The sequence below is a fragment of the Actinokineospora sp. genome, assembly GCF_052390155.1.
Classification (GTDB): domain Bacteria; phylum Actinomycetota; class Actinomycetes; order Mycobacteriales; family Pseudonocardiaceae; genus Actinokineospora.
In genome coordinates this window covers 1-11,109 of the sequence record NZ_JBQTHF010000095.1, presented here as the reverse complement: position 1 = coordinate 11,109, position 11,109 = coordinate 1, and the positions used below count along the sequence as shown (strand labels likewise).

Sequence of the window (11,109 nt, the reverse complement as noted above, 5' to 3'; positions counted from 1 at the left end):
GGGTTTGTTGGCGCGCTTGCGCCCGGGGGTTATTGTGTGGGTGCTCAAAAACTGGGCGTCGTTTTCGCGGGGACGGGGGTTGGGGGGGGGGTGGGGGGGGGGGACCCCCACCCCCCCCACGATGGTGCGCACGACGCCCTTGAGTGGCGTGCGCGGCCTGGTGATCAGTTGCCGGTCGGCGCCGGATCCCGGTGCGATGGCGCCGTCGTCCAGGCCGACGAGGCTCTCGCCGCGCCGCCCGGACCGCCACACCCAGTAGTACTGGTCGAAGGTCAGCGTCGTCGGCAGTCGCCGCGCGGCCCTCAGTTCCAGGAACCGCGCCTGGAGTTGCGCCAGCGCGCGCGGTGACGGCGGCACCTGGCAAGCGCTTTCGGGATCGCAGACGTGGTGCTGGGCGGGGGTGAGTCCGTATCGCATGGTGTCGCCTTCCTCGATGCCCGAGTGGTAGTTGGCAGAGGACCCAGGTCGGCCCGGTGATACGCGGCGCATTGACGAGTCCGGGTTAAGTCAGCCATCATTGACTCAATGAACAGTGAGTGGTCTTCCGCGACGGTGGACCGGGCGCGGCGGCACGCGGCGCTCGGCGAGCCCGCGCGCTTGGCCATCGTCGACCGGCTCCTACTCGGCGACAGCTCGCCCGGCGAGATCGGGCGCGCGCTGGGTCTGCCGAGCAACCTGTTGGCCCACCACGTGAAACTGCTCGAACAGGCGGGTCTGGTCGACCGGTCCCGGTCCGAGGGGGACCGTCGGCGGTCATACCTGCGGCTGCGGACGCGCGCCCTGGCAGACCTGGTGCCCGCCCGGGTGCGCGGGGCGCCTCGGGTGGTGTTCGTGTGCACGCACAACTCGGCGCGCTCGCAGTTGGCCGCAGCGCTGTGGATGCGGCGCAGCGCGGTGCCGACCGCGTCTGCCGGGACCGAGCCTGCCGGGCGCGTCCACCCGCTCGCCGCCGCCGCCGCGCGGGGACACGGCCTGTCGCTGTCGCACACCGCGCACGTCGACGACGTACTCCTGCCCGACGACCTGGTGGTCGCCGTGTGCGACAACGCGCACGAGCGGCTCGGTTCCCGGGCGACCGACCGGCTGCACTGGTCGGTGCCCGACCCCGCCCGGGTCGGCACGCGAGCGGCGTTCGACCACGCCCTGCGCGACCTCGCCGACCGGGTCGACCGGCTGGCGCCTGCCGTCCACCATTCTGGAGAAACCGATGCCTGAGACCTTCCGCCGCGCCGACATGAGCATCGACCAGCAACTCGCCCTGCGGACCGCCGCCACCCGCCTGCGGGGCGACTTCGACGGGATCTTCGGCGCCGAGACCATCGACCGGTTCCTGCACTCCAGTTACGACCAGTTCGCCACGCACAGCACGATTCCGCGCTTCCTGCCGCTGCTGGCCGAGCGCTTCGCCCGCCAGCGGCTCAAGGCGCTGGCCCGGGTGGAGGGCCACGACCAGGACGGCAGGCCAGTGGTGCTGTTCCTCTGTGTCCACAACGCCGGTCGCAGCCAGATGGCCCTCGGCTTCTTCCGACACCTCGCCGGCGACGGCGCCCTGGCCTGGTCGGGCGGCTCCGAACCCGGCCACGAGATCAACCCGTCGGCCATCGCCGCCATGGCCGAACGCGGCATCGACATCACCGCCGAATTCCCCAAACCATGGACCGACGAAATCGTCCGCGCTGCCGACGTCGTCATCACCATGGGCTGCGGCGATGCCTGCCCGGTGTTCCCTGGCAAGCGTTACCTGGATTGGGCCCTGGACGACCCGGCGGGCAAGTCCGTCGCCGATGTCCGCCCGGTCCGCGATGAGATCGAACGCCGAATCCGCGCCCTGCTCGCCGACCTCGGCGTCCCGGCCACGCAACCGCAGAGCACGTAGCGTCGCGATCAGGGCTGGTCAGGTATCGGTGGGCGTTCTGGATCGGTGCCAGGCGGTGAGGGTTTTCCGTTCTTTGGCGGGGTCGAGGCCCAGGGGCGGGTGGCCGGGGGGTGGGGACGGTGGCGTCCGGTTCGCCGCCACCAGCCAGGCCCACGTGTCGGCGACGGTGTCCGCAACGGGTCGGCACCGGAGGCCGGTGGCGTGGGCGCGGTCGACGTTGGTCCAGATCAGACCGGCCAATTCGGGGTCGGGTGGGATCCAGCCGGGCAGTTCGGTTCGCCGGTCGATGCCCGCGGCCTCGATTGCCGCCGGGTCGACCCAAGTCAACTCCGCGTTGCCGCCGGTCGCGGTGATGGCGGCGGTCAGCAGGGTTCGCATGGTTGTGTGATCGGCGCGGTTGACCAGGTTGACCGGGCCGGAAACGCCGTTCTCGGCTGCGTCGAGCAGCCAGGTGGCCAGGTCGCGGGCATCGATGTACCTGACCGGCAGATCCGGTGGGCCGGGTGCGAGGACTTCCCCGCCGCGCTCGATTCGCAGCAGCCAGTGTGGCAGCCTGCCGACGTCCTCGTGTGGGCCGAGGATCAGGCCGGCGCGGGCCAGCACCGCCCGGTCGCCGAACGCGGTCTCGACCGCGATCTCCGCACCCCGTTTGTCCTGCTGGTATCCGATCGCCTCAGCGTCTGCTGCCGCGTCGACGGTCGGGCAGGTTTCGTCCATGTCCCGGGGCGGCGGGGGAGCGTAGACCGCCCGACTGGAGACGTACAGGTATCGGTCCGCGTGCCCGGCCAGCGCATCCGCGCTGTCCCGGACGACGCGCGGGGCGCCGGACCAGGTGTCGACCACCGCGTCCCATCGGCCGCCGGTCAGCACCACTTCCAGGTCGGCCGGGTGGAGGCGGTCGCCGGTCAGCTGGTCGGCCAGTGGGTGCGCCCAGGTGCCTCGGCCGCGGTTGAACGTGGCGACCGACCAGCCGCTGTCCACCGCCGCCGTCACCACCGACCGGCCGACGAACGCGGTCCCACCCAACACCAGCAATCGCATGGGTGATCAGCCTGCCGCGTTCGGATCGCCGGGGTCGGGCGTGCCCGCGCGCTCGTCCCGTGCGGCCCATTCCAGCAGCGGTTCCAGCGAGAACACCGCGTCATCGATGCCCGCGTGCAGGTCGCCGAGTTCGGCGAAGCGGGCGGGCACGGTGGCGATGGTGAACTCGCGCGGGTCGACGTCGTCGATCTCGGCCCAGGTGATCGGGGTGGACACCGTCCCCTCGGAGACGCCGCGCACGGAGTACGCGGAGGCGATCGTGTGGTCGCGGGCGTTCTGGTTGTAGTCCACGAACAGCGTGCGCGGATCGCGGTCCTTTCGCCACCAAGTCGTCGTCACCTCGTCCGGTGCCCGCCGCTCGATTTCGCGGGCGAAGGCGAGCGCGGCCCGGCGTACGTCGGTGAAGGTCCACTCAGGACTGATCCGAACGTACACGTGCAGGCCGCGGCCGCCGGAGGTCTTCGGCCACCCGGTGGCGCCCAACTCGTCGAGCACCTCGTTGGCCACGTGCGCGACCCGGCGCACGGTATCGAATCCGCACTCCGGCATCGGGTCCAGGTCGATGCGCCACTCGTCGGGGCGTTCGGTGTCGGCGCGTCGGGAGTTCCACGGGTGAAACTCCACAGTGGACATCTGCACTGCCCAGAGTATGTCGGCGAGCTTGGTGACACACAACTCGTCGGCATGCCTGCCGTAGCGCGGGAAGTGCACCCGCACCGTCTCCAGCCATGGCGGCGCGCCGGATGGAACCCGTTTTTGGTGCACCTTCTGGCCCGCGACGCCGTCGGGGAAGCGGTGCAGCATGCACGGCCGCTCCCGCAGCGCCCGCACGATCCCGTCGCCCACGCTGAGGTAGTAGCGGGCAAGGTCGAGCTTGGTCTCGCCGCGTGCCGCGAAGTACACCCGGTCAGGACTGGAGATCCGCACGGTATGCTCCCCGACTTCGAGCTCCACCGCGGGAGTCTTGCTCTTGCCCGCCGCCATGGACCTCAACCTAGCGCGCATCGTGCGGGCGGTCTGTTTCGCAGTCCGGGTGGTCCGGTTTCCCGGTTTCGGGAATGCTGGACACCGGGCGGCGCAGCGGCGCCGCGGCGACGAGGAGTACGCACATGGCGCAGGGCACGGTCAAGTGGTTCAACGGTGAGAAGGGGTTCGGGTTCATCTCCCCGGACGAGGGCGGCCCGGATGTGTTCGTGCACTATTCGGCCATCCAGGGGTCAGGATTCCGCAATCTCGAAGAGAACCAGCGAGTCGAGTTCGAGGTCACCCAGGGGCAGCGGGGTCCGCAGGCCGAACAGGTTCACGGGATCTAGCGGGTCCCGGGCGGGTGCCCGGCCGAGGCTCGACCGGGCACCCGCCGGGATTCGGCGGTGGCTGTCGGTCCCGCCCGCTATGGTCGGGGGTGACTGATGGGGGCGATAGCGTGCGGTGGGGATGGCGGGGTACGGGAGTGCCCGCGACGCTGGCGGTGCTGGCGTTGGCGGCGACCGGATGCGAGGAGGGGCTGCCCGACCCGGTGACGACGGCGCGGCCGTCGAGCCCGGCGGCGGCGGCGGACGCGGCCAGGTTCGCGCCGATGGTGTGGCTCGCCAACGGCGACGGCCACGGCCCGATGGACGCGACCACGTTCGTGGCGCGATCACAGCTCTGGTTCGACCACGGCGACCAGTGCGACGACGACAAGGAGCCGGTCGCCGCCGAGGTGGACCCCGCGCGGCTGGCCCGCGGCGAGTACCGCCACCGCGCGTTCCCGCAGCCCGTCGATACCGAACGGCTGACCTGCGTGCACGAGGAGGGCACCGAGTACGGCACCGCCGACGACGTGCCGACAGTGCGTTCGTCGCTGGGCTTCTACCTCGACCTCGACGACGACGCCCGCCGCGGCGACGGACCGGGGGCGCCGACGTACTGGGAGCGGCACGAGGACGGGTCGGGCCTGGTCGCCTACGTGTACTGGCTGTTCTACGGCTACAACGACTACCTCAACAAGCACGAGGGCGACTGGGAGCGGATCGCCGTGCAGGTCCGCGGGGACGAGCCGGTCGCGGTGACGTTCTGGAAGCACGAGGAGCCCACCTGCGTGGTGCCGTGGGCCGACCTCGGCCTGGTCGAGGGGCACCCGGTCGTGTTCTCGGCGCTGGGGGCGCACGGGTCGTACCCGAGCAAGGGCAACTTCGGCCACCGGGGCGGCATCGACACCACTTCGGCGGGCACCCCCTGGCGGACCTGGTCCGACGCGCGTCCGGTCGACGGCCAGCCGTGGTGGGGTTACCGCGGTAGGTGGGGCGAGCCCGGGCCGAAGAACTTCCGCGGACCGCACGGCCCGTTTCCGGGCCGGACGCAGGAAGGCGTGTTCACCGAGCGGCAGTGCGGCCAGGCCGCGCCGCTGCCGGAGGGCTTCGCGGGCGACTGGGAGTCGCGCGAGCCGGTGCGCCAGATCCCGGCGGCGCTGGCGGGGGACTACCACATGCGGGTCACCCTGCGGGAGAACGGCACCCACGAGGTCGCCTACCGCACGGACTGGGACACCGCCACCCCGAAGCTGGACTGCACGGGCACCTGGACGCTGACAAACGCGACCGTCCAGGTGCTGACCCTGACCGAGTTGATCACCGACAACGACGCGGGCAACTGCACGGTCCAGGGCACCATCGTGCTCACCCGCACCCGCGACGACCTGCAGTTCCAGTACCTGGTCGACGGCTACATCGGCGACGCCCTGCTCGTGCGCCGCCCGGGCTGAGTGGAGTCAGGCCGCGGTTGATCGTGACGGTTCGAGCAGGAGCACCGACGGCACCCGCTCGGCGAACCCGAGCCGCAGCAGCCCGTATCCGATGCCGGCCAGCCCGGTCAGCAGACCGGGGGTGGACACCCCGCCGGGTGGCCCGCAGGGCGCGCCGTAGTGGTTGATCGCGTCCAGGATCAGGCAGGCACGCCTGCGCCGGGCCGCGGCCATGCGCTCGGCGCCCGCGTCGGTCGCCGTCGGCGTGATCATCGCCTCGGCGATCCCGAGCTCACCGTGACAGAGACTGAGGTCGCGCAGCACGGGACGATCATCGAGCAGGCGCGTGGCCGGATCGTCGGCGACCAGGTCGGGCGAGCCCGCCCGCGCCATGGCCAGCCCCGCGGTCCCGGCGCACCAGCCGTGCCCGGCGTTCTCGGTGCCTGCCGACAGCGCGCCTGCCAGGGCCAGGCGCGCGGCTTCGGCGTGCCGCGGCCCGCCGCCGGACGTGGCGTAGCGGCCCAGCGCCCAGCCGATTCCGGCGGTGCCGTCGGCGAAACCCGGTGTCGGCGCGAGCGCGCCGTGGGCGCCGACGACCAACTCGGCCAGCCCGTCCGCGCAGCCCTGGGCGAGTCGCGCGGCCTCCGGCAACCCGAGTTCGGCGTGCACCGCGGTCATCGTCGCCAGACATCCCGCGTAGCCGGTGGCCAGGCCCGGCTGACCCGGCGCGGACGCCGCGGTCGTGGCCAGCTCGACCGCGGTCCGCGTCCAGCCCCGCAGCTCGTCGTCCGCGAGCAGGGTCGTCAGCCGGGCCAGGCCGTAGGCGATGCCGCCGAAGCCGTGGAACCCGCCGCAGCCGACCGCGGCCACCAGGTCGGGTCGGGCGGCGAGCGGGGCGAACATCCGCGGCACCGCGCTCAGCGCGCGCCGCGCCACCTCGCCGTAGCGGGCGATCCCGCTGAGTTCGGTGAGCTGGGCGAGGAACAGGGCCACGCCGACGTAGCCGTTGGCCAGGCCCGCCCCCATCGGCAGCACCATCCACTGCCGGTCGTCGACCAGTTCCAGGCCCAGCCAGTTCACCCGGTCGCCCTCGGCCAGGGTCCGCGCCACGATCTGGTCGGCCAGCGCGCAGGCCGCGGCCAGCAGCCGTTCGGGCGGCGCGGCGGTGCCCGCCAGCGGCTCCGGCACCGGGCCCGCGCCGCGGTGCTCGCCCGCGGGCCGCCGGGTGGCGAGCGCGGCCGAGATGATCCACTCCTGGTCGCGGCGGTCCACCTCGCTCATCGCGCGCACCTTGGCCACGGCGCTGTGCAGGCCCGGCCGGTCGAGCAGGTCGGGCAGCCGCTGCCCGGCCGAGGTCCACAGGTCCGCCGACCCGGGGCGGGCGGTGAACAGCGGGACGTCGTGCGCCCACAGGTCGGCCTGCTCGTGCCGGACGAGCCGCCAGTGCGCCGGGTGATGGGCGGACTCCGTCCACAGCAGATCCAGCGCCCGGTCCCGATCGAGCGCGTCCCGCAGCAGCTCCGGCCGGGTGGACTCGGCGAGCAGCGTCGCGTAGCCGCGGGAATGCCGGACGGCGACGCGCACCTCGATGTCCGCGCAGGCGTCGAGAAGGTCGAGGACCGCGGACCGGTGCCGCAGGACCGCGTCGTAGGCCAGCCGGAACCCGTCCAGCAGGGCCCGCTCGTGGTCCGCCGCGTCGATCTCGCGCTTGCCCAGCCGGGGCCGGTTGAGCGCGCCCGGGAAGGTGATGGTGCACTGGATCTGGCGCAGCTCGCCGGTTTCCGCGAGTTCCCAGTCGGGCACGGTGTACGGGGCAGGCTGCCCGCGGTCGCCGCCGAGGCCGGACACGTCCAGCGCGCCGCTCTCGCCCACGACCACGACCGGCAGCAGCCCGGTCCGCTGCACCGACTCCGCGAGCATCCTGGCCGCCGGGTCCACCGCGTCGCTCGACGCGCTCAGCGTGGCGTGGAACAGCGTCTCCAGGTCGATCAGCACGGGGTGCTCGCCGCACGCGATCACGTTCTCGTAGTGCATGTCCCCGGCGTGCGCGGCGTGCAGCAGCACGAGCAGCGCGCCCTGCCTGCGGTAGAACCGGTCGGCGGCGTCGAGGTCCGGCACCGGCCCGGCCTCGATGAACTCCAGCCAGCCGTACCCCGAGCGGACCACCGCGGTGACCGTGCGCAGGTCGAGTCCCGGCACCGCCTGGTTCAGCCAGCGCACCAGCGTGCCGAACCGGTCGTGCGCGCCGAGATCGCGCGGCTTGTAGACGACCCGGCGTCCGTCGGCGAAGGACAGGACGGCCACCGACCGGCCCCGCCGGTGCGCGTCGCCGAGGCCGGTCCGAACCGCGACGAGCGCGCCGGGGTCCACACCGCCGAGCAGCGTGTCGACGATCTCGGTCCGGTCGGCGGCGAACCTGGTCAGCAGCTCGACGGCCGCGTCGGTGGCGAACCGGCTCGCCTGGCCGAGCAACCTGGCCAGCACGGGGTACGCGGTGACCAGCGCGGCCAGCCCGGCGGGCGCGGTGAGTCTTCGGACGAAGTCGGACAACCGATCGGTGCCCGCCTGCCCCTGGTTCAGTTCGTGCGCCAGTGCCCGGGTCGCGATCCTGACCAGGTGCCTGCTCAGCCGGTCGGCGAACCCGTCCGCGATCCCGTCGACTTGGCAGCCGTCCAGTACGACCCGCTTGGCCAGGTCGGCGCGGGCGTCGGCGACGAACGGCCGCAGTGCCAAGGCGAACGCGGCCCGCCAGTCCACCGCGTCCGACGGCCGCGGTGCCGCGGCAGGCAGCGCCCGCTCGACCGTGTCCGCCCACGCGGGCCGGGCGACCCGGCAGGCGAGGTCGGCGGGCGACTCGGCCAGCAGGTCGAGCAGCGCGGCCTCGTCGAGCCCGGCGGCGGCCAGCCGCTGGTCGAACCGGCCGTCGGGGCCGTAGCCCGCACGCCAGGCCGCGACTCGCTCGCGGGCCCCCTCGGCGACGGCGTCCGTCCGCGCGGCGATCTGCCGCTCGTGCAGCGCCAAACCTGGCGCCCACCAGCTCGAATCGAGCAGGGCGGCTGCCGGGTCGCGGCCCGTCTCGGCCTGCTGCGATGTCATGCCGGGACGGGGTCGCGCGGTCATGAGTGGGAATCTACGCACTGCCACCGGGCGCCGCGTACGGCGCTGGTCATCGGGCCCGGCGCGGTGACCGCCTACCACCCGTAGCGGGAGCGGTAGCGGCGGATCAGGCGCCACTGGAGGAACACGGCCGCGGCGGTGCACAGCAGCATGACCAGGGTCGCCGCCGCCGCGAAGCCGTAGCGCAGGTACTCGAAAGCGTTGCGGTAGACGAACAGTGGCAGGTATGTCGTCGCGTAAGGTGGTGGGCCGCCCTCGGTGACCACGAGCGCGGGGACGAACGAGAACTGGAAGCTCAGGATCGTGTCGCGCAGCAGCAGCAGGCCGAGCACGGGGGCCATCAGTGGCAGGGTCACCCGGCGGAGCAGGTACCGGCCGGTGGCGCCCTCGATCGCGGCCAGCTCGTACACCTGCGTCGGTATCGCGCGGCGCGCGATGAGCAGCACCACGAACGTCTCGGCGATGGTGAACAGGCTCATCAGGACGATCCCCGCGCGGGCGTCGGTCGGGTCGGTGAGCCAGTTGGGGATCGAGTCCGGCTCGGCGAAGGAACGCAGGATCTGGTTGATCGGCCCGTACATCGGGTTCAACAGCCACAGCCACAGCAGGCCGTACGCGACCTCCGGCACCGCCGTGGGCAGGGTGACCGCGGTCCTGGCAGTCCCCACGACGGGGGCGCGCCGGTAGAGCAGCAGGGCCAGTCCGAGCGCGAGCAGCAGGCGCAGCGGGATGGCGACGGCGGCGAAGGTCAGGGAGTTGGACAGGGCGGCGTGGAACGCGGGACTCGTTGCCAGCTCGGCGAAGTTCGCGAAACCGATCCACCGCGCGGCGCCGATCAGGTCGTAGTCGGCGAACGCCAGCGCGAAGGTGACCAGAGCCGGGCCGAGCACCAGGAGCAGCAGGCCGATCAGGTAGGGCGCCAGCATCAGGGCGAGTTGTCTCCGGCTATCCACTTAGGACACTCGCTTGCCGTCGACGTCGAACACGTGCAGGTCGTGGTCGGGCGCGCTCGCCACCACCTCCGCGCCGGTCTCCGGGCGGGCACTGGCCTGCACCCGCGCGACGAGCGGGTGGGAGCCGATCCGCAGCCGCACCCAGGCGTCCTCGCCGATCACCTCCGCCCCGGTCACGATCGCGGTCAGGCCGGTGCCGGAAGGGGCCAGGCGCACCGCTTCCGGGCGGACGCCGATCCGGTGGCCCGGCCTGCCGGGCACCCGCCACGGGCCGTCGCCGGGCAGGAAGTTCATCGCCGGGGACCCGACGAAACCGGCCACGAACGTCGTGGCGGGCTGCCGCCAGATCTGGTCCGGGGTACCGACTTGTTCGATCCGGCCGTCCCGCAGCACCGCGATCCGGTCGCCGAGGGCGAGTGCCTCGGTCTGGTCGTGCGTGACGTGCACCATGGTCGCGCCGACCCGGTCGTGCAAGGCCCTGAGTTCCACCCTGGTTCGCACCCGCAGTTCAGCGTCCAAATTGGACAGTGGCTCGTCCAGCAGGAACAGCGCCGGTTCCCGGACCAGCGCCCTGGCCAGCGCGACCCGTTGCCGTTCACCGCCGGAGAGTTGGTCCGGCCGCCGGGTGAGCACCCGTTCGCAGCCGACCATCGCGGCCGCTTGTTCGGCCCGTTCACGCGCCCGCACCCGGCCGATTCCCCGCACCCGCAAGCCGAACGCGATGTTCTCGATCACGTTCAGGTGCGGGAACAGCGCGAAGGACTGGAACACCATCGAGACGTCGCGCTGCCCGGGACTCAGCGCGGTGACGTCCCGACCGGCGATCCGCACGACGCCGCCCGCCGCGGGGTGCAGGCCCGCGATCACCCGGAGCAGCGTGGACTTCCCGGCGCCGGACGGGCCGAGCAGCACCAGCAGCTCACCCTCCGGCATGGCCAACTCGATGCCACGCAGCGTTTCCGCACCGCCGTGCGCCGCGCGCACGTCGTCCAGTTCCAGCCCGTACGTCACGATGCCCCCGCGCGGTCGCGCTGTGACAGTGGCCCGCTCGCAAGCTCGCTCATCGGCCGCGCTCGAACAGCGGCCGGGTCTGCTCGTCCAGTTCGCGGGCCACATCCCGGGGCTGGTGGCCGTAGTACAAGGCGTTCTCCAGGATGCCGTTCGCCACGTCCTCGATCTCCGGCCAGGTGGATACCGCCGGGGTGGCGCGGATCGTCGGGATCGAGTCGAGGAACACCTTCGCGTTGCGCGGTGCCTTGGTCGGGTCGAGGAACGCGGGGGACCGTGAAACCTCCACATTGGACGGAACGGTCCGGCCGGTCGCCGCCATGATCGTCGCGGCCGCGCCGCGCAGGGCGGACACCAACACACCCCCCCCCCCCCCCGTGTTGGACGCCCCC

General features: G+C 72.6%; 11 protein-coding genes. 4 read left to right on the top strand and 7 right to left on the bottom strand.

Translation table 11 applies throughout. The features are described 5' to 3' along the window. A partial coding sequence (locus ACT4N7_RS26390) for a hypothetical protein (protein ID WP_444831560.1) occupies positions 1-417 on the bottom strand: 417 nt, incomplete at its 3' end. A gap of 108 nt (positions 418-525) precedes the next feature. Here ACT4N7_RS26390 and ACT4N7_RS26385 point away from each other — a divergent pair. After that, on the top strand, positions 526-1,215 hold the full coding sequence (locus tag ACT4N7_RS26385) for an arsenate reductase/protein-tyrosine-phosphatase family protein (protein ID WP_444831559.1): 690 nt from the start codon (positions 526-528) through the stop codon (positions 1,213-1,215). Beyond that, positions 1,208-1,876, top strand: a complete 669-nt coding sequence (locus tag ACT4N7_RS26380; RefSeq protein WP_444831558.1) for an arsenate reductase ArsC — start codon at positions 1,208-1,210, stop codon at positions 1,874-1,876. Before ACT4N7_RS26385 ends, ACT4N7_RS26380 begins: the two co-directional genes overlap by 8 nt. Positions 1,877-1,894: 18 nt before the next feature. On the opposite strand, the gene ACT4N7_RS26375 is transcribed toward ACT4N7_RS26380, so the two are convergent. Both ACT4N7_RS26375 and ligD read right to left on the bottom strand, forming a co-directional pair. Next, positions 1,895-2,917 carry an NAD-dependent epimerase/dehydratase family protein gene (locus ACT4N7_RS26375; protein ID WP_444831557.1) on the bottom strand — a complete coding sequence of 341 codons (1,023 nt, stop codon included), beginning with the start codon at positions 2,915-2,917 and terminating at the stop codon, positions 1,895-1,897. Between the two features lie 6 nt (positions 2,918-2,923). Continuing rightward, positions 2,924-3,901, bottom strand: a complete 978-nt coding sequence (gene ligD / locus ACT4N7_RS26370; protein WP_444831556.1) for a non-homologous end-joining DNA ligase — start codon at positions 3,899-3,901, stop codon at positions 2,924-2,926. Between the two features lie 125 nt (positions 3,902-4,026). Here ligD and ACT4N7_RS26365 point away from each other — a divergent pair, with 125 nt between their 5' ends. Both ACT4N7_RS26365 and ACT4N7_RS26360 read left to right on the top strand, forming a co-directional pair. Then, positions 4,027-4,230, top strand: coding sequence for a cold-shock protein (locus ACT4N7_RS26365; protein ID WP_444831555.1), 204 nt, complete (start codon positions 4,027-4,029; stop codon positions 4,228-4,230). A gap of 137 nt (positions 4,231-4,367) precedes the next feature. Beyond that, positions 4,368-5,660 (top strand): hypothetical protein, encoded by a 1,293-nt coding sequence (locus ACT4N7_RS26360; protein WP_444831554.1) that lies wholly within the window; start codon positions 4,368-4,370, stop codon positions 5,658-5,660. 6 nt (positions 5,661-5,666) lie between these two features. Here ACT4N7_RS26360 and ACT4N7_RS26355 read toward each other — a convergent pair whose 3' ends face one another. The 4 genes from ACT4N7_RS26355 to ACT4N7_RS26340 form a co-directional block, all read right to left on the bottom strand. Continuing rightward, the gene (locus ACT4N7_RS26355; protein ID WP_444831553.1) at positions 5,667-8,759 is read right to left on the bottom strand and encodes a type 2 lanthipeptide synthetase LanM family protein; all 3,093 of its coding nucleotides are present in this window, start codon (positions 8,757-8,759) and stop codon (positions 5,667-5,669) included. Positions 8,760-8,830: 71 nt separating this feature from the next. Continuing rightward, a complete protein-coding gene (locus ACT4N7_RS26350) occupies positions 8,831-9,709 on the bottom strand; it encodes a carbohydrate ABC transporter permease (RefSeq protein ID WP_444831552.1) in 879 nt (292 codons plus the stop codon). Further along, on the bottom strand, positions 9,710-10,720 hold the full coding sequence (locus ACT4N7_RS26345) for an ABC transporter ATP-binding protein (protein ID WP_444831551.1): 1,011 nt from the start codon (positions 10,718-10,720) through the stop codon (positions 9,710-9,712). 49 nt (positions 10,721-10,769) lie between these two features. After that, a complete protein-coding gene (locus tag ACT4N7_RS26340) occupies positions 10,770-11,072 on the bottom strand; it encodes a hypothetical protein (protein ID WP_444831550.1) in 303 nt (100 codons plus the stop codon). Between the last annotated feature and the right edge of the window lie 37 nt (positions 11,073-11,109).

Bases quoted from the DNA above. Each gene is read 5' to 3' on its own strand.
- ligD (WP_444831556.1), bottom strand. From the start codon at position 3,901: ATGGCGGCGGGCAAGAGCAAGACTCCCGCGGTGGAGCTCGAAGTCGGG.
- ACT4N7_RS26385 (WP_444831559.1), top strand. From the start codon at position 526: ATGAACAGTGAGTGGTCTTCCGCGACGGTGGACCGGGCGCGGCGGCAC.
- ACT4N7_RS26365 (WP_444831555.1), top strand. From the start codon at position 4,027: ATGGCGCAGGGCACGGTCAAGTGGTTCAACGGTGAGAAGGGGTTCGGG.
- ACT4N7_RS26355 (WP_444831553.1), bottom strand. From the start codon at position 8,759: ATGACCGCGCGACCCCGTCCCGGCATGACATCGCAGCAGGCCGAGACG.
- ACT4N7_RS26380 (WP_444831558.1), top strand. From the start codon at position 1,208: ATGCCTGAGACCTTCCGCCGCGCCGACATGAGCATCGACCAGCAACTC.
- ACT4N7_RS26375 (WP_444831557.1), bottom strand. From the start codon at position 2,917: ATGCGATTGCTGGTGTTGGGTGGGACCGCGTTCGTCGGCCGGTCGGTG.